This is a genomic window from Cytobacillus oceanisediminis, assembly GCF_022811925.1.
In the GTDB taxonomy this organism is placed as follows: domain Bacteria; phylum Bacillota; class Bacilli; order Bacillales; family Cytobacillaceae; genus Cytobacillus; species Cytobacillus oceanisediminis_D.
Map to the genome: position 1 here is coordinate 3,498,795 of NZ_CP065511.1, position 17,640 is coordinate 3,516,434.

18 protein-coding genes are annotated in these 17,640 nt (G+C 43.3%); 1 reads left to right on the top strand and 17 read right to left on the bottom strand.

Features of this window, described 5'->3' with window-relative positions; all coding sequences use genetic code 11:
• Positions 1–255: 255 nt before the first annotated feature.
• The 11 genes from IRB79_RS17500 to IRB79_RS17550 form a co-directional block, all read right to left on the bottom strand.
• A complete protein-coding gene (locus tag IRB79_RS17500) occupies positions 256–1,197 on the bottom strand; it encodes a branched-chain amino acid ABC transporter permease (RefSeq protein ID WP_431833442.1) in 942 nt (313 codons plus the stop codon).
• A gap of 53 nt (positions 1,198–1,250) precedes the next feature.
• Positions 1,251–2,120, bottom strand: coding sequence for a branched-chain amino acid ABC transporter permease (locus tag IRB79_RS17505; RefSeq protein WP_243503712.1), 870 nt, complete (start codon positions 2,118–2,120; stop codon positions 1,251–1,253).
• A 20-nt stretch (positions 2,121–2,140) separates the two neighbouring features.
• The gene (locus IRB79_RS17510) at positions 2,141–2,845 is read right to left on the bottom strand and encodes an ABC transporter ATP-binding protein (protein WP_243503713.1); all 705 of its coding nucleotides are present in this window, start codon (positions 2,843–2,845) and stop codon (positions 2,141–2,143) included.
• Positions 2,823–3,596, bottom strand: coding sequence for an ABC transporter ATP-binding protein (locus IRB79_RS17515; protein ID WP_243503714.1), 774 nt, complete (start codon positions 3,594–3,596; stop codon positions 2,823–2,825). The genes IRB79_RS17510 and IRB79_RS17515 overlap by 23 nt, the downstream gene beginning before the upstream one ends.
• Positions 3,597–3,635: 39 nt before the next feature.
• Positions 3,636–4,838, bottom strand: coding sequence for a substrate-binding domain-containing protein (locus tag IRB79_RS17520; RefSeq protein ID WP_431833443.1), 1,203 nt, complete (start codon positions 4,836–4,838; stop codon positions 3,636–3,638).
• A 29-nt stretch (positions 4,839–4,867) separates the two neighbouring features.
• Positions 4,868–6,667 carry a 6-bladed beta-propeller gene (locus IRB79_RS17525; RefSeq protein ID WP_243509514.1) on the bottom strand — a complete coding sequence of 600 codons (1,800 nt, stop codon included), beginning with the start codon at positions 6,665–6,667 and terminating at the stop codon, positions 4,868–4,870.
• 44 nt (positions 6,668–6,711) lie between these two features.
• Complete coding sequence (locus IRB79_RS17530) at positions 6,712–7,722, bottom strand: 3-oxoacyl-ACP synthase (protein WP_243503716.1); 1,011 nt, start codon at positions 7,720–7,722, stop codon at positions 6,712–6,714.
• Complete coding sequence (locus IRB79_RS17535) at positions 7,722–8,138, bottom strand: MaoC family dehydratase (protein WP_243503717.1); 417 nt, start codon at positions 8,136–8,138, stop codon at positions 7,722–7,724. The genes IRB79_RS17530 and IRB79_RS17535 overlap by 1 nt, the downstream gene beginning before the upstream one ends.
• 4 nt (positions 8,139–8,142) lie before the next feature.
• On the bottom strand, positions 8,143–9,624 hold the full coding sequence (locus IRB79_RS17540; protein ID WP_243503718.1) for an o-succinylbenzoate--CoA ligase: 1,482 nt from the start codon (positions 9,622–9,624) through the stop codon (positions 8,143–8,145).
• A 14-nt stretch (positions 9,625–9,638) separates the two neighbouring features.
• Positions 9,639–10,241: a TetR/AcrR family transcriptional regulator gene (locus IRB79_RS17545; protein ID WP_243503719.1), complete on the bottom strand. Its 603-nt coding sequence runs from the start codon at positions 10,239–10,241 to the stop codon at positions 9,639–9,641.
• Positions 10,242–10,403: 162 nt separating this feature from the next.
• Complete coding sequence (locus tag IRB79_RS17550; RefSeq protein ID WP_243503721.1) at positions 10,404–11,294, bottom strand: Vgb family protein; 891 nt, start codon at positions 11,292–11,294, stop codon at positions 10,404–10,406.
• 685 nt (positions 11,295–11,979) lie between these two features.
• On the opposite strand from IRB79_RS17550, the gene IRB79_RS17555 reads away from it, so the two are divergent.
• A complete protein-coding gene (locus IRB79_RS17555) occupies positions 11,980–13,236 on the top strand; it encodes a dicarboxylate/amino acid:cation symporter (protein ID WP_243503722.1) in 1,257 nt (418 codons plus the stop codon).
• Between the two features lie 69 nt (positions 13,237–13,305).
• Here the strand turns inward: IRB79_RS17555 and IRB79_RS17560 are convergent, their stop codons facing one another.
• From IRB79_RS17560 to IRB79_RS17585, 6 genes are all read right to left on the bottom strand, one after another.
• Entirely contained in the window at positions 13,306–13,764 is a 459-nt protein-coding gene (locus tag IRB79_RS17560) for a DUF3574 domain-containing protein (RefSeq protein ID WP_243503723.1), read from the bottom strand.
• A 211-nt stretch (positions 13,765–13,975) separates the two neighbouring features.
• Positions 13,976–14,335, bottom strand: a complete 360-nt coding sequence (locus IRB79_RS17565; RefSeq protein WP_243503724.1) for a GIY-YIG nuclease family protein — start codon at positions 14,333–14,335, stop codon at positions 13,976–13,978.
• A gap of 17 nt (positions 14,336–14,352) precedes the next feature.
• Positions 14,353–15,108, bottom strand: a complete 756-nt coding sequence (locus tag IRB79_RS17570; protein ID WP_243503725.1) for a DUF2087 domain-containing protein — start codon at positions 15,106–15,108, stop codon at positions 14,353–14,355.
• Positions 15,109–15,364: 256 nt separating this feature from the next.
• Positions 15,365–15,517 carry a hypothetical protein gene (locus IRB79_RS17575; protein ID WP_206844786.1) on the bottom strand — a complete coding sequence of 51 codons (153 nt, stop codon included), beginning with the start codon at positions 15,515–15,517 and terminating at the stop codon, positions 15,365–15,367.
• A 546-nt stretch (positions 15,518–16,063) separates the two neighbouring features.
• Positions 16,064–16,510 carry a CBO0543 family protein gene (locus IRB79_RS17580; protein ID WP_243503726.1) on the bottom strand — a complete coding sequence of 149 codons (447 nt, stop codon included), beginning with the start codon at positions 16,508–16,510 and terminating at the stop codon, positions 16,064–16,066.
• On the bottom strand, positions 16,443–17,570 hold the full coding sequence (locus IRB79_RS17585) for a DUF2515 family protein (protein ID WP_243503727.1): 1,128 nt from the start codon (positions 17,568–17,570) through the stop codon (positions 16,443–16,445). Before IRB79_RS17585 ends, IRB79_RS17580 begins: the two co-directional genes overlap by 68 nt.
• Positions 17,571–17,640: the final 70 nt, after the last annotated feature.

Below are 17,640 nucleotides of genomic sequence, written 5' to 3' on the forward strand. Positions count from 1 at the left end.
CTGAAATTCCTTGATTTTGATGGAGAGGTTTATTCTTTTTCTATGTTCTATTGATAACTATGACCGCTTCCATAGCCTGATCCGCATTGGATTTATCAGCTCTCACACCAGCTTAAGAACGTTTTTTCACAACATTAAAGATCATGGTTTTGATATTAACCCCCCGTTCAATATCCCGAAAAAAATAAGTGGTCTTGCAATTAATAAAAAACCTTACCCATGATGGCAAGGTTTCCAGAATCTTCTTATCCCACACTATGCAGCCCTCTCCATTTCCCTTTTCTTCTTCTCCCTCCTCCCCTTTTTCAACGTGAACTTTTTAATAACTCCTGCTAAACCGGAAGGGAACCCAAGAAGCACCACTATATATAAGAATCCGAGGATAATCGTCCATCGTTCAAAGATGGGGAAAGTCATCGCAAGCTCAGAAAGATAATGTCTTAAAAATTCGATGATCCCCGCTCCTGCTATGGCACCAGCCAGGGTTCCCATTCCCCCGATCATCGTCATTAAGAGAGCATCAAGGGTAACTTCAATAGAAAAGACATTGGTATTAATGAACCGTAGTGACACTGCATAAAGTGCGCCGCTTAAGGAAGCTGCCACTCCAGCCGTCACGCTGGCAATCAGTTTGTAATGAAGTGTTTGATACCCCAGTGCTTCTGCACGATATTCATTCTGGGAAATGGCTTTTAGCACCTTGCCAGTGGACGATTCTGTAAAAAGCTTCAGCAGGATGAAAACAACGGCTACACTAATGAGTGTAATGTAATAGAAAGAAGTACGGTCTTTGAATATGTCAGGCACACTGAAGGTAAAACCGTCTCCGCCATGCGTCAGTCCCCTCCATTTCTCTGCCAATACAAGAAAGAGCTGTGATACTGCCAGTGTCAGCATCGCATAAAAGTGGCTTTTGAGCCTTAGTGATAATAAACCAATGATATAGCTAACCAAAGCGGATAGGATGATGCCTATAACCAATCCAATTAAAAAGTTTGGCAGAGTTGCATCCAGCTTATTAAAAATGAGAGCCGTGCTGTACGCGCCGATTCCAAAGAACATGCAATGACCAAAGGAAACAATGCCGGTATACCCTAACAGAATATCAAAGCTCATCGCAAATATGGCAAAAATGAAGATTTGAGTAAGTAAAATCAGTGTGCTTCGGGAGTCGTTAACAAAGGGAAACAGAAGCATGAAAAGCAGAATCGCAAGCCCCCAGTACAGCGGCACTTTATGAAATACACCTCTCATACAGCACTCCCCTTTTCTCCCAGCAGCCCTGTTGGTTTCACCAATAATACGATAGCCAATAGGAGCATATTCAATGCCAGTGACAAATCAGGCATATAATAAGCCATAAACGCTCCCGATACTCCTACGATCAGGGAAGCCAGTGCCGATCCCTGCAGGCTGCCCATTCCGCCAATGATGACCACAATGAAAGCCAGTATGGCATACTGCATGCCCATTTCCGCAAAAACGACTCCAGAATACGGCGCTAATAGCGCTCCGCCTAAAGCAGCCAATCCGGCACCGAGCAGGAATACGAATGTAAAAAGTCCTTTTACATTGATTCCGAGCGCCTGAACCATTTCCTTATCCAGCACTCCAGCCCTGATCATAAGTCCAATCTGCGTACGGCTGAGCAAAAGCCATAATGCCAGATACAGCAGCAGTCCAACAACGATTACAAAAACACGGTATTTAATGATGATGATTCCATCAAACTGATAGCTCCCTTCAAGCCATCCCGGAAGGTTTACCCGTATAGGATTCGGTCCCCAGAAAATTTTGATGCTTTCAGATAATACCAGCATCCCGCCTAATGTAATCAGCAGCTGCCGGACATGATTCCCATAGACAGGACGGATCAGGAATCTTTCCAATACCCATCCCAAGACCATTCCGACTGCAACTGCACCCGCTATCGCTAATAGAAAACTGTTTGTTTCTTTAAAGATCCACGCTCCTGAGAAAGCGCCCCAGACGAATAATCCTCCATGGGCAAAGTTCAATACACTCATCAGTCCAAAGATTAAGGTAAGTCCGGCAGCCAGAAGGAATATCAGCAGCCCTGTTGAAACCCCATTGACCAATAAATTAATAAAGACTTCCATTTCCAGCCCCCCTTCACTGCTTACGCGATGCCCAAGTATTTCTGGCAGGTTTCCTTGTCTTCTTTTAGATCCTGCATCCAGCCATCATGGACTATTTTTCCGTCATCCATAATGTAAAAATAATCACCGATCTCGCTTGCCATCAGGAAGTTCTGCTCCACTAGCAGAATCGTCGTTTTTTCCTTCATTTTCATGATCGATTCCATCAGCTTTTCAACCATGATCGGCGATAATCCTTTGCTTGGCTCATCAATCAGAAGCAGTCCATCTCCATTGATATACGCCCTGGCAATCGCCAGCATCTGCTTTTGACCACCGGAAAGCAAACCGCTTTTCTTGCGCCAGAACTTCTTCAAATCCGGGAAAAGCTCCAGCATCCACTCCATTTTTTCTTCCGTCTCACCTGTGCTTTTGGCCTTGGCCAAATTCAGGGTTTCTTCTACAGTCAGTGCACTGAATATTCCCTGATTTTCCGGCACATAGCCGATTCCTTTTCTGGAGATCAGGTGGGTAGGGATTCCGCTGATCTTCTGATCGTGATAATGCACGGAACCCGTGGTGGATGGGTTAAAGCCCATGATGGTGCGCAGTGTTGTCGTTTTGCCTGCTCCATTTCTCCCGAACAGGACGGTGATGCTTCCCTCTTCCACGGACATGGACACACCCTGAAGAATGTGATATTGACCCAAATAGGTCTCCAGATTATCCAGTTTTAATAGACTCACGATGCAAGCCTCCTAAATATGCCGTCTGAACTCTTTGATCCTTAATAATTTCCTTCGGATTGCCGCTGGCCAGAAGCTCTCCATTGAATAGCACCACAAGGGTATCGGACAGATGCATGACCATCTCCATTTTGTGTTCGATTAATACAATCGTGTACATGCCTTCCTTCTTAATGTTCTCTATCACTTCCAGAATGGCAGGGATCTCTTCAATCGATATGCCTGCTGTCGGTTCATCAAGGAGAAGCAATTCCGTTTTGAGAGCCAGCAGCATGGCCAGCTCCAGTTTTCGTTTTTCCCCATGCGCCAGATCCTGTGCCAGCACATCTTCCTTGCCGCTTAGCATGCACCTCTCCATGGCCGCTTTTGCTTCATCCTGCTGGCGGTTCATGAAAGAAAGCCTTGGAAAGATCGAGTAGTAATCTTTACTTGATGATTGGATGGCCAGTCTGATATTTTCGAGCACCGTCAGTTCCGGAAAAATATTGGTGAGCTGGAAGGAGCGGCCAATGCCCCTTCTCGCCCGTAATGGTACAGAGAGCCTGGTTATATTGTCTTTCTTAAAATAAATCTCTCCCATTGTCGGTGGGATCTGGCCGCTCAGCAAGTTAAAGAGTGTGGTCTTGCCAGCCCCATTTGGACCGATAATCGAAGTCAGCTTGCCTCGCTCTATTTCCAGGTTCACTTCTTTTATGACATCATGCTCTCCAAAAGAAACAGATAGGCTTTTTGTTTCCAGAATATTTTCCAACTTGGCGACCCCTCCCATGTATCTAACTATTCTGAATTTTTAATTTCCATTTCTGATTGGCGGCTCGGTTTCTTCCATATTCAATTCCCTGATCAGGACCGGCACCGGATGATCCACACCCTCCTGTTCCTCCAGGGTTACTGCATATAGGGACTGCAATGCCTGATGATCCTCAGCCCGGAATTTCATCGTTCCTTTCGGTGTCTCAAATTCCATATTTTCCATTGTGCTAATCAGACCATCCACATCTTTGTCGCCCTCTGTTTTCTTTAGTGCCTCCACAATGGAAATGGCAGCTGTCATTCCGCCAGCAGTAAACAGGTCAGGAATCTCACCGTCAAATTTTTTCTTATGTTCTTCCACCAGCCAGTCATTTACTTCATTATCCGGCAGGGTATGATAGTAAATGGAAAAACCGCTCATGCCAACCAAAGAATCCATCGTCTTTAAGGAAGCTATGTCCTGCGCCGCAGTGGATATTTTAATTCCCTGCTCCTCCAGCTGCATATCTTTTAACTGTTTCCATGGGGCATTGGATCCTGCCCAGACGATATAAAGGTAATCCGGCTTTTCATTTATAATGCTTTGAATATTCGCTGTGAAATCAGTGGAATTTGGGTCTGCATATTGTTCATTCACAATGGTGGCACCAAGCTTCTCCGCTCCTTCTTTAAAAGCAGCGATTCCTTCCCGTCCATAGGCATTATCCTGTGCGAAGGTCGCGATTTTCACATCTTTTTCAGCGATTGAAGCTGCACCGGCAACGGCATCCTGAGACGAATTTCTTCCAGTCCTGAAGATATACTTGTTCCAGTTCTGACCGGTGATGCTATCAGCAACCGCAGGCTCCACCACCATGATCTTTTCATATTCTTCAGCCAGCGGCAATACTGCCAGTGTGTCACCAGAGCTTGAGGACCCCACTAAGAAATCCACTTCATCCTCTTCCAGCAGTTTTGTCGCTTTTCTTACCGCGACATCTGGCTTTGTTTCTGTATCTTCCACAATGAACTCGATCTTTTTGCCTGCGACTTCATTGGACCCCTCGGTTGCATAATCGAGCCCCAGTTCAAATCCAGCAACTGTTTGCTTTCCGTAGGTCTCTAGCGGACCGGTTAAGGAAGCAAGCACACCAATTTTGACCGCTTCTTCTTCTGAACTCGCTGTGTCTCCGGAACATCCGGTTATGAATAAAAGAGTGAGCACGATGAAGAGTCTTAATACCGACTTAATGCCATGCACCTTACACTTCACTTCCCATTCCCCCTATTTTAATTTTCTTTTCTAAAGAACTGTATTTTATGAAGCAGTCCGTCTGCGACAATAATGTTCCCGCTGCTGTCTATATCAAGACCCTGAGGTGAAAAGAAATGTCCGTCTTCACCGCTGAAAGTTCCAAACTGCTCTATGAATCTGCCATTTTCATCATAGACATTCATGCGGTTGTTGGAAGTATCCGTCACATACACACGGTCCTGTTCATCAATGGCAATGCCTGTAGGCAAGAACAGATCACCCGCTTCTTCGCCCCAATTTTCCAATGGATCCAGGTGGCCGCTTCCGCCGTTTGTTCCCCACTTGGTAATAAATTGGCCATTATTATCGAATTTCTGAACGCGATTGTTGATCCGGTCCACTGCGTACACATTGTCTTTAGAATCGATCGCCAGCTGCATCGGCTGAGAGAATTCGCCATTGCCAGTCCCTTTTCTGCCCCATTCTTTCATATACACGAAAAAGGAATTAAACTTTTGGATCCGATTATTTTCAGAGTCTGACACAAAGATATTGCCTTTGCTGTCAACTGCTACCCCGCTTGGGAATTGGAAATAGCCGCTTAATGTTCCTAAAGATCCATAGGCTGTGAGAAAGGTCCCTGCATTGGAGAACTTTTGAATGCGGTGATTCACTGAGTCTGCCACATATACATTGTCATACCGGTCAACCGCAATTTGTCTCGGCACAAAAAATTGACCTGCATAACTGCCGTAGCCAAAAGGTCCACCTGTCCCGTACATGCTTCCCCATTTGCTTACCAGACTTCCGCTTGCATTATACTTCAGGATTCTATGATTAAAGGAATCTGAAACAAACACATTTCCCTTTGAATCGCTTTGAACATCGTAAGGCCCTGCATATTGTTTGTCACCATACCGGCCTAATCCGATTGTCATTTTATACGAGATGCTCAATCCTATTTCCTTGTAGACTTCAATTCGGTTATTGCCTGTATCGGTAATAAATAAATCTCCATCCTGATCTGGCAGGATCTGGTTCGGATACACTAAATTGGGGAAAATTCCTGTTGTATAGAGAAACCGGTCAGAAGAGTCAAATTTCATGATTCGGTTGTTATAGGTGTCCGCTACATACAATGCTCCAGAGCTAGGCTCAAAGTTTATTCCCCTTGGATGGTAAAACTGATAAGAACCTAATCCAGGTTCAAGCCCGCCTATTTTTCGCTTGAAGCTGCCGTTCTGATCGAACACTTGAATTCGATTGTTGTACGTATCGGCTACATAAACTTCACCACTATTGTTTATGGCAATGCCTTGCGGGAGAGCCATCTGGCCATTGCCTTTTCCATACGAACCGATCGTTAGGAGATACTGCCCCTCGGAATTATACTTTTGAATGCGATGGTTAAATTCATCTGTAATGTAATAGTTGTTCTGCTGGTCTATCGCAATTTCTCTTGGAAAGCCAAATTGATTATTCCCTTCTCCTTTAGTTCCCCAGCTGTTGATAAACTTGAATTGAGAATCGAACTTCTGAATTCGGTAGTTGCCTGTATCAGCCACCAGAATGTTCCCTTCTCGATCAATGGCAATGCCAAAAGGCATATTGAATTCTCCCGGTGAATGGCCAAGGGATCCAAATGTCCCCAGGATTTTGCCGGAGGAATCCATTTTTACTATGCGATGATTCCCCATATCTGCCATATAAAGATTACCGGAGGTATCTTTGGCTAAAGCAACCGGAGTCCGAAACATATTGGAAGAATCAGTTTCATTTCCCCATGCCTGCTGAAAGCTATAGGAAGCTTCTGCAAATCCGATGCCAGTGCCCATAAGGGAAAAAAGAAGGAGAAACAGGACTATCCTCTTTATCCTTTTCATCTTTTCTCTCCTCTCCATTGAACTACAGTTGCAGCCCACGTATACCCAGTTCCCGCACTGACTGCTACCGCTAAGTCTCCAGGATTCAAAAGTCCCTGTTCCTGTGCAAAATGCAGCCCTATGCATGGGTCAAGTGAAGACATGTGACCATGGTGATTTAAGTAGATAGCTTTTTCTTCAGGAAGTTCGAGTGATTGTAAGAGTTCTTTGAACATGGAACGTTTGGTGTGCAGTGGCAATAGGAGTTTCATATCTTGAGGAGTATAACCACTTCTATGAAGTGCTTCGCGAACTACATGATCAAAATTTGCAATCGATACAGGATCGAGTCTTTCTTTCATGGATTGCGGATCCTTCACATCAATATAATGAAGGTTTTTTTCTACTGTTTCGCGGCTGGCAAAATGTTTTGAGCCTCCAGCAGGCGTTCGGACATCATCATGGAAGGAACCGTCTGTCAGGATGGCACTCTTCAGTATTTCACTCTGGGAGCAATCCCTGGTGACCAGTGCAGCTGTTCCTCCATCGGCAAAGTTGAACATGAACCGTGACCGCGGATTCTCATAATCCACGATCTGCGATTCTTTACATCCCCCAACAAGCAGGATGTTTTGAATCGACTGGTCTGAAGCAATCATGTCCTTTGCCACCTTTAAGGCAATCGGAAAACAGGAGCTGACATTCATGATTTCAAACGCATAGGCATTTTTCGCCCCTAATTCATGCTGTATTTTCGGAGCACTGGACCAGACATAATAATCCTTATGAGGACTGCCAAAATAGATCACGACATCGATGGACAGCGGGTCAATCCCTTCGATCGCCTGCCTTCCTGCAGCAATGGCCAAGTCGGAGGCATGCAGGCTATCATCTGCAACATGCTTCTGGACCAAACCGAACTTTTCGATAATCACCTGTTCAGGTATGCCCGTCTTTACAGCCAGATCTGCTGCCGTTTCGATTCCAGGAGGAAAAAATACTCCTGTTGCTATAATGCCAATTCCCATCAGATTACCCCTCCATCTTCAGGCACCATCATCTTGGCCATGCCTGTCAAAACTTTTGTTCCATCCTGATTAAAGCACTCTGTCAGCAGTGTCAGTATTCGCCTTTCGCTGTCAATCTCCTGAACCGTTCCTTTTGCGGTAATCGTATCGCCTATAAAAACTGGCGCCTTAAACCGGATGGTCTGTTCAACATAAATGGATCCTTTTCCGGGCAGATGCACACCCAATAGCTGGGATAATAGACTGGATGTTAAGAGACCATGGGCTATGCGCTTTTTAAATCTCGTTTTTTTGGCGTATTCCCCGTCTATGTGGACCGGGTTGAAATCGCCGCTCAACCCTGCAAACATCACAAAATCTGTTTCTGTAATGGTTTTGCTGCAGGAGGCCTGCTGGCCGACACTATAACTGTTCACCTTTTCACCCTCTTACTAAAAGTTGTGTTTTCTGTATTTTTCCCGTGGCATTTTTCGGGAGCTCGTTTAAAAATGTTACTTTCTTTGGAATCTTATATTTTGCAAGATTCCCGTGACAGTGTTGAACAACATCATCTTCAGTTAAAGCGCTTCCATTTTCTTTTACAATAAACGCTTCAGGCACTTCACCCCAAAGTGGATCAGCATTCCCAACCACGGCAACCTCAGCTACATCTCTTAATTGACTGATCACTTGCTCCACTTCAAGCGGGTAGATATTTTCCCCGCCGGAAATAATCATTTCTTTCTTCCGGCCTACAATGAATAGGAACCCTTCTTCATCCGTTTTGGCTAAATCCCCTGTCAGAAGCCATCCATCTTTCAGTGCATCCTCAGTGGCATCAGGCCGGTTCCAATATTCCTTCATGATATTTGGCCCTCTCACCGCAAGCTCGCCAACTTCACCTTTTGGAGCAGCTTCGCCCTCTGAATCTATCAGCTTATATTCGGAAAATAACACCGGCTTGCCGATGGACCCTCTTTTCCGCGGTGCGTCTTCTTTTGTGAGCATAAATAGAGTAGGAGACGTCTCCGTCATTCCAAAGCCCTGTCCGAAGAGGAAGCCTTTATCAAAATAGGCATCTATTAATTCACGCGGACATGGGGCTCCTCCATTATAGAACCAGCGGACTGTGCTTAAATCAGCCGTTTTGAATGATGGGCTTGTCAGCAGTGCCTGATGAATGGTCGGAACTCCCATCACAATGGACACCATATGCTTTTCAATCAACACGAGCGCTTTTTCAGGCTCAAACTTGCCAGGGATGACAATGGTTCCGCCTGAAAACAGGGACGGAAATGCAAACAGCCCGATTCCCCCAATATGAAACAGCGGAAGCAGCACGATGCAGCGATCCTCTGACGTTAAATCGATCGCAAGCTTATTATTCACCGCATTCCAGAACATATTGCTCTGTGTCAGCACGGCCCCTTTCGGTTTGCCGGTGGTCCCGGAGGTGTAGCAGATAATGTATGGAGCTTCCTCGTCAATTGGATTCTCATTAGTAAAGCTCGTTTGAGTAACCTCCCATAAATCCTCCATAAACTCGAAACTCTGAAGTTCGCTTTGTTCAACAAGGGAGGACGCAAACTCTGCATTCTCCTTTTCGGCAAAAATCAGCTTTGAGCCGCTGTCGTTGAGCTGGAAAACCAGTTCCTTTGCACTTAGCCGAATATTGAGCGGGACGGCCACACATTCTGCCTTTGCAATGGCAAATAGAAGGACTATGTATTCAATCCGGTTGTGCGACAGAATGGCGATGCGTTCTCCTTTTCTTCCCTGCAGCTTTTCATAAATTTTCACAGCAGCTGAATCGATCATTTTATCCAGCTGCCTGTAGGACACCTTTTCGTTATCTGTTATGACTGCTGTTCGATCTGGATGTGTATATGCCCATTTCTGAATCCAATAGGCAATCCCTTTCATCGAACTCCCCCTCTTTACTTTTTTAGCCCTTGGAAGATAAGTGTCATCGCAGCATCAAATGCTTCTTCAGGAACTTCTTTCTTTTCCCAATACACCCATCTCATGCCGAGGAACTGTCCAATCGACATTAAGCAGTAAGCAACTGTCTCCTGGTCCAGGTCCTTAAACTCTCCCGCTTCAATCCCTTGAGACAGACTCTTTAAAAATCCGTTTGCCAGCTTCCCGTAATACCAGCGAAACAGCTCCTGATCCACCACAACAGCCTGCTGGACAATGCTGTATAAATTCGGATGATTTTTGACCCAGCTGAAGAAAGCAAAAAAGCCATTTCGCTGTGCTTCCTCAAAAGATGAGCTTCCTGCCATACCTTCCTTAATTGCAATGCGCAGATCCCGGCTGTAGCTGCGGATCAGCTCATCATAAATATCTTTCTTTGAAGGAAAGTAATTATAAAAGGTTCCCTGGGCAACCTTGGCTTCCTGTGAAATATTGACGATGGAAGTTTCAAAATATCCCTTCTGCCCAAAGACCTCTTCAGCAGCTTTTAATAATTTTTCACGCGTTTCAATCCCTCTTGGAGTTAGTGCTTTTTCCTCAGTCACATTTTTAACTGACACCTGAATCACCTCTCAACTTTATTATAAATAATATTCTTAAAATTACAACAATAAAATTTAAAAAATTTGCAGGCTGAAAATAGTTTGTTTTTAGAACTGAGCTAAAATAACCCCGTGCATATTTATGACGGGGTTAAATAATTCATCAAATTAGACCTTCAATTAATCTATTAAAGTGATTTTCCCAATCCTATCACACTCCAGTGCAAACCAGATGGTTTTCCCATCGCTGCTTGAAATCCCATGCGGTTCAGCATTTGGAGTTTCAATCGGATACTCCTTAATAATCCCATTGTCTGTAATTCTTCCAATCTTATTTGCTCCCCACTCTGTAAACCATAAATCGTTTCCTGCCCCTGCTGTGATGGCATGCGGGCGGGCGTTCGCGGTTGGAATTTCAAATTCTGTGATTTCTCCAGATGTGCTGATACGTCCTATTTTATTGCCGATAATCTCCACAAACCACAGTGCACCATCGTTTCCTTTCGTAATTCCAACCGGCCCGGAAGCTGGTGTAGGAACTTTAAACTCTGTCACTTCTCCATTTTCCGTAATTCTTCCGATGGCATTATTTTGGTTTTCTGTGAACCATAATGCATTATCGGATCCCAGCGTAATAAATGATGGGTAAGAACCTTGTGTGGGAAGGTCGTATTCATTGATTGAACCGTCTTCCTGAATGCGCCCAATACGATTTCCATTCATTTCGGTAAACCAGATATCTCCGTTCGGCCCTTCTGTAATCCCATAGGGTGCTGAATCTGGATGGGGTAAGGGATATTCTTGAATAGTGCCTTCTTTCGTTATTCTCCCTATGTTGTTTGCTGCATTCTCGGTAAACCAGACCTCTCCTTTTGACGACACCATTACACACATGACTTGTGCATTCGGTGTCGGCAGCGGGTACTCTGTCAGTTCCCCATCCAATCCAATGCAGCTTACCTTATTGGCTTTATGCTGTGTAAACCAGACTTCCCCCTTGTCTGAAACAGCGATTCCGTATGGACCTGTATCTTTACTGGCAAGATTTATTTCCTGCAATTTAAATTCCATACTGTTCCCTCCAATTGCTATTATTTTTCAAGGCTGTTTTCGTAAAGTTTGTTGCTTTATAATAACTAAGTTTAATTTACTGAGTTGATTGGAGCGGAGGGCACTTGACTCCTGCGGGAGGAGAGGGAGCGGGAGACCCCGCAGGCGAAGCCGAGGAGGCTCCCGTTCCTCCCCGCGGAAAGCAAGTGTCCGCAGTGGAAATCAACGGACAAAATTCATATACAAAACAACAACCTTTTAGAAAACGGCCTTTTTCCCAAACAAAAAGCCTCCTATCTCGTTTTTCCGAGACAGGAGGCAATGCAGCACATAAATAGACTTAAATAGGCGTATCGATTCGTTCAGCCCTTTTCAAGTCAAAAAGCACACACATTAATCCTATCTCAGAAAAACAATCGATAAATAAAGCCCGTTCAAGAGAACTGACTCTGGAGCTAAAATATCGACTTTCTCTAAAGCTAAGATTATAGGATCATGTGCTTTTCTTCACCCTTTCGACTATTGGATAATTTCACTGTAAGATATTTACTGATTGAAGTCAAATGGTGCTTGGTCAAAGTCGGATATACTTAGCCTTAGAAAGGCGAATCAGACAGAATATAAAGAAATATTCCAGCAGCCTTCTTTTGAGGCACAATTTAATTATATAATAGAGTTTCGTAATATATAGAAAGGTTGAGACATCATGAAAAAGGTTTTATCAAACTACAAACTAACCATCTTCCTGCTCCTTTCCATCCTGATCGGAGGCATAGCCGGAGTGGTTTTTGGCCCGAAGACAGCGGTAGTGAAGCCGTTTGGGGATTTATTCATAAATTTATTGTTTATGATCATTGTGCCGCTCGTCTTTTTTAGCATCGCTTCGAGCCTTGCGAATATGGGCGGAATGAAAAGGCTCGGGAAGATTATGGGCGGAATTTTTACAGTCTTTTTTATTACGGCTGTCATTTCCGCCATCCTGGGGTTCATCGGGATCTCGATTGTGGATCCGCTCAAGAATACAGATATCTCTGCCGTTAAAAGCATTATGACTGAGGCAGCAATCGACCCTGAGGCAGAAGAAGTCACGTTCCTCGGTCAGCTGGTCCAGGCGTTCACGGTGCCTGATTTCCAGATGCTGTTTTCGAAAAATAACATGCTGCAGCTGATTGTGTTCTCGATTTTATTCGGATTGGCAACTGCGATGTCTGGTGAAAAAGGCAAGCCGATTGCGAATCTTCTTTCTTCTGGTTCAGCTGTCATGATGAAGATCGTTGGATTTGTGATGTACTATGCGCCAATTGGTCTTGGCTGTTATTTCGCGACCATCATTGGTGAGCTTGGCCCGCAGATTCTTGGCGGATATGTACGTGTGTTTGTCCTTTATCTTGTATTAACACTAATTTACTTCTTTGGTTTCTTTACGCTGTATGCCTTTGCGGCTGGCGGTAAGGATGGGGTCAAGGTGTTCTGGAAAAATGCAATCACTCCTTCTGTCAGTGCGATTGCCACATGCTCCAGTGCAGCATGCATTCCAATTAACCTTGCGGCTGTGAGAAAAATGGGTGTTCCGCAGGATATTGCTGAGACGATGATTCCGCTTGGGGCTAACACGCATAAAGATGGTTCTGTTCTTGGCGGAGTGTTTAAGATTGTTTTCCTGTTCAGCCTGTTTGGAAAAGACATGTCGAGCATGACAAGCATTCTGACCATTCTTGCTGTTTCATTCCTGGTTGGAGCTGTTATGGGGGCAATTCCTGGCGGCGGGATGATTGGGGAGATGCTCATCTTAAGTGTGTTCGGTTTCCCTCCTGAAGTGCTGCCGATCATCGCAGTCATCTCTACGATCATTGATGCACCGGCAACTCTTTTGAATTCAGCTGGCAACACGGTTTCGGCCATGATGGTCAGCCGAATTGTTGAGGGGAAGAATTGGCTGAAGGAATCTATGTCATTGAAATAATGCTGCTTCAGAAATCAAATAAGCGAGGCTGGAATCGGTACTCCCATTCCAACCTCGCTTTTTAACCTATCATTCAATAAAATACATCTTTCCGTTGATTTCAAGTGATACAGATGATTGTTTCATTTCTTCCTTTAAAGCCCTGGCATAGTCCACTACCTGCTTAATCTTTTTCTTGTCAAGATCCTCTGCAAAGCTGTACACAATGGTCACTTTTTCCTTTACAAGCTGCTCATCCTCAGATAGCCATGCTCCTGTTCCATCAACAGCTGTTGCCCCTCCAAACATTCCAGAGAATTTTTCTAGAGTTTTGTTCACATAGGGAGTATTATCAATTGGCTGATCAACATCATAGGTGGATGGTACATAAATTTTTACCACGTCTTCAAGATAATATTGCCCTTTTAAGGCCGAAGAGTACTTACCGCTCTCTGCTTCCGGCTGACCTGCAGCATAAACAGCACTTCCCAAAAAGCAAATGAAAAGGATTAGGGGGATCATCCAATAGGCAAATCTTTTCCTTTGCAACACAGCCACTCCTTTGTTTGTAAGTTCGCTGACGAAACACCGGTGCCTTCCTCTAAATGATTATAGCTTCTGGTTTTGAACAAATCATGGTATATTTTTACTTAATTTCAATAATTTTGATGTCCTTAAGTGTATCCTTTTAACTAAATCACTCCGGCCGCTATAAAAGAAAAAAGGAATAACGCGATTTATACACGCCATTCCCTTTTTGTCAGCCCTTTAGTTTTTTGTTATATCCTTTGTCACCATACGGCTGCAGCTCCTCCAGCCACTTTTCTTCCAGCTTTTCCAGGGCTTCCTTCTCGTTGAAATACGGATCATTTTTCTTTTTCAGCTTCTCCAGAATGGCGATTTCAAAAGCCTCTTTCCCATACTGATTCCACTCGTCCTGCAGCTCCCGATTAGGCATATAGCCGTTTGTTTCAAGTGAAAATTTTACTCCATTCAAGCTTTTTAAATTATTCGTGCTGCCAATGAAGATTTTATTGTTCACTTTATTCTTTATTTGATAAACCCCTGCTTCAATGGGCGTTTCTTTAAACTGCTGTTTTAATTCTCTTTTCCGTTCCATGATAATCCCCCGTTTTTCTATTTTTTAAGCCAATACTCGCTGCCATCCAGCTTTCGGTCCAAAAATCCATAGTCGATCAAGTATCTCCTGATCAGAGCATAATCCTCATAAAAGTCCTTCAATGCCTGATTTAACTCTTTCTCGCCATATGTGTGCTTAGGCTGAAGCTGCCTGGCAATCTCCCGCAGCACAATCATCCTTTGCTTCTCCTTTGGCGGAAACTTTACGAGAGGTTTATCAGTGCCTTCAGGGAAGTATTTTTTGAGAATCTTATCCTGTTCTTCCTGTGTAATGTTGTAGCGGTCATCCACCATTGTCGCTGTTTTATGGACAGGCAGGAACGCTGGTGCATACTCATCCTTTTCCTTCAGCAATTCCATGATCGCCAGGAAAGTCTTAGCCTGCCGTTCTTTTTCTTTTAAGGCAAAGCGGTGATGGCGAATGGTCGAGGTGCTCCCCATGTCCAGTTCTTTCTGAATGTCCTTATCGCTTTTTCCCTGATAAAAAAGCTGCAGAAGACTCTTTTGATGATCAGTAAGCCCTGTAAGCTTCTTATCCATGAACAGCAAATAATCAAACACCGAGTTATGAGTCGTTTCGATATGAATGCGCAAATACCGTTCCGCTTCGTAAAATCGATCTTTATACGGATAGACAATTCCTTTTTCCGTCTTTTCCCCGCATAGCAGGCATGTAAATGAATCCTTTTCTTCAATATATCCCTGTTTTAGCTCCTCCAAAGAAGCCTCCCAGAATAAATTTGATAATTCCATTAGCCAAAACACATCCTAATCAGTTTGAAAATAAACAAACTATCACTTTGTTTGCCCTATGTTAAACATATTAAAATAAAGTTTAATTTTAGTCAACCACAAAACAAACATACCAATAATATGTTTATTTATTTCCAAACGAAAATCAAAAAGGTTTGTGCATACAGTGATAACATACACAGACAAATAAATAAAGACCTCCGGTTAAGAAGGTCTAGAATCTCCCTTTACGAATATGCTCATTGCCCCAGGGATTTTAACTTCCTCTTTTTTCAAAGTCCCTGTAATGTATGATCTCAGAAAGAATCTTACATCCATTTGCTTTCTCAAACTCCGTTCTGGCTTCATCCTTATTGTCATACTCAAACATTTTGACTTTGTCATGTAAAAAAAGTGTTAGAATCCACAAATCTTATACCTCCCTGGTTATAAAGATGCTTGAAGAATGAGCACAATCCGCAGAACCCCCTATAGTTTAAAGGTATGAAGTTTATGAGAGTAAGATGATTGTGTTCATTTTAAGAACAGATTAAAAGCAACCGTAATCAGCCAGCCGAGTGCAAAAGTAAGGGAAATATATGTACCGACATAAAGTAAAACCTCCGCCATGATTCCTCCCCCAATGATTTTGACTTGGATTTTTCTTTATAAGTGGGTATATTCTCGCTGCTAAGGATTGTCAAATCGTATTAAAACTAAAAGTACTTAGCCGTTTTCATCTCCCTTCCTTTTAAAATAATGTCATTATATCAAGTGGTTTTTAAAAATATGTCGAACAATTGGATCTTCAACGATTTGTAAATAGAGTGTTAACTTCCTTTAATAAATCTAATTTTTGTATTATAACTGATAAATAGTTGTCTATTTTTTCCGCTGCCAATTTGCGCTGATGCGGATTAATTGATTAACTAAACAGAAAAAAAGCCTATTTCCACATAGGCTTTTAAAAATTTGATCATTGTTTCTTTCCATTCATCCATCCGTGAAACGCAGAGATCAATCCGATAAATAAGCTGTATCCCAAAAAGGTATAAAGGTGGTGCCAGTCTTCTGCATGAACAAACAGGCCCATGGCCTCTGCCATTTTTTCCAGGGCTGCCATTGCTAAACTGATGGACAAAACAAAAATTCCTTTTAACCAGCCCTTCAGACTTTGCATGATTTTTAATAAAGGAATCATGAAGATAGGAAGGATTGCCAGGGTGAACAGAATATTGATTGAAAATATGGCTGAGAATGGCCGGATCGGGAAGTAGTATATCCCCTTCCCGATGAAATACAGATCTAAGTATGTGCCTAACAACGATGCCAATAGCATGGCCGGCATATAGGTTCTAATTCCAGACGGCTTTTTTGGCAAGGGCTGCGAGCTCGAGCCTTTCAAGTGTTTTACAGTATGCATGCTGGATCTCCCCATTGATCATATCGTCTAACTCCAGAAAATACTCCAATACATGAAAATCTCTAAACCAATCACCTAATTCTGTTTCAGGCTGGCTCACATTTTTCCAGGCAGTTTCAAGGCTTGGGCTATAAATCCGTCTTCCACCCGGCCGCAGCTTGCACGATTTTAATTGAAACTGATATTGCTCGCCCGGCAGCCCTTCATGGACATCATTGAAAATATGCGGCCAATAATCCTTCCTTGAACCAGTATGGGGGTTAGCATATGCCCATTGTTCCGTTAGGGCGAGCACCTCTTTGTCCTTAAACAGGACTTCATACAGTTTTTTCCCTAATAGGATCCGTTCATGAAGCGATTCAAAATGATTCAATGTCTGGCCCTTCATATGGGTAACGCCATTCTTTTCATAAGGAAAAAGGATGTGATTCAAGGACAACAGCTCCTGCAGCTTAAATTCAAGCTTTTGAAAAACCTCTTGTTTATATAGCTGATTTTGAATCACTCTTTTTTCTAAATAGCTTTGTTCATTTATGATAAGGGCAATGGTGAGAATGTAAGGATCAGGCTTTCTCCAAAAACAGCTCCAGACCGTTTCCATGAAGATGGAAATATTAAGGAACGGAAACAGGAAAAATAATGGCTTATTTCTTTTCAGGCTTTCCCGATAAATCAGGAATTGCGGATAGGCATCCTGAAAAATGAGCCAATTCCCTCTTTCCAGAAAGGAAAAGAAAGAATGTTTTTCGCGATCCGGTACTAATCGGGACAGAATCTCCCCTTTTAAATCGGTCATATTCCAGCCGCCATTTCGTGAAACCATATGTCCTAAAAACGCCCAATGGATTTCCGGATGCTTCCGATAGAAATCAAGATAGGCTTTTGTTCTGGTGACATTATTTAGATTCCAGCGCTTTGTCTCCCGTTTAATTTGGCTGAGTATCCCCTTCTCCTCATCCGAAAGACTTTTCGGTTTTTGAATTCCTGTCCTTTTCTTTAATTCTTCCTTTAACCAGCCCATTGGGGATTTCCCTTGTTTCTTTTGAAAAAAGATGAGCATCCCCTCCTCCATGAATTCTCTTTCAGCCATATGAATATGTATCTGTATCTAAAGGAAACATTTTACTTGA

Excerpts from the sequence above, each read along its gene's own strand:
- IRB79_RS17500 (WP_431833442.1), bottom strand. The coding sequence starts at position 1,197 with ATGCTTCTGTTTCCCTTTGTTAACGACTCCCGAAGCACACTGATTTTA.
- IRB79_RS17505 (WP_243503712.1), bottom strand. The coding sequence starts at position 2,120 with ATGGAAGTCTTTATTAATTTATTGGTCAATGGGGTTTCAACAGGGCTG.
- IRB79_RS17525 (WP_243509514.1), bottom strand. The coding sequence starts at position 6,667 with ATGGGCACTGGCATCGGATTTGCAGAAGCTTCCTATAGCTTTCAGCAG.
- IRB79_RS17530 (WP_243503716.1), bottom strand. The coding sequence starts at position 7,722 with ATGGGAATTGGCATTATAGCAACAGGAGTATTTTTTCCTCCTGGAATC.
- IRB79_RS17540 (WP_243503718.1), bottom strand. The coding sequence starts at position 9,624 with ATGAAAGGGATTGCCTATTGGATTCAGAAATGGGCATATACACATCCA.
- IRB79_RS17550 (WP_243503721.1), bottom strand. The coding sequence starts at position 11,294 with ATGGAATTTAAATTGCAGGAAATAAATCTTGCCAGTAAAGATACAGGT.
- IRB79_RS17555 (WP_243503722.1), top strand. The coding sequence starts at position 11,980 with ATGAAAAAGGTTTTATCAAACTACAAACTAACCATCTTCCTGCTCCTT.
- IRB79_RS17565 (WP_243503724.1), bottom strand. The coding sequence starts at position 14,335 with ATGGAACGGAAAAGAGAATTAAAACAGCAGTTTAAAGAAACGCCCATT.
- IRB79_RS17570 (WP_243503725.1), bottom strand. The coding sequence starts at position 15,108 with ATGGAATTATCAAATTTATTCTGGGAGGCTTCTTTGGAGGAGCTAAAA.
- IRB79_RS17580 (WP_243503726.1), bottom strand. The coding sequence starts at position 16,510 with ATGCATACTGTAAAACACTTGAAAGGCTCGAGCTCGCAGCCCTTGCCA.
- IRB79_RS17585 (WP_243503727.1), bottom strand. The coding sequence starts at position 17,570 with ATGCTCATCTTTTTTCAAAAGAAACAAGGGAAATCCCCAATGGGCTGG.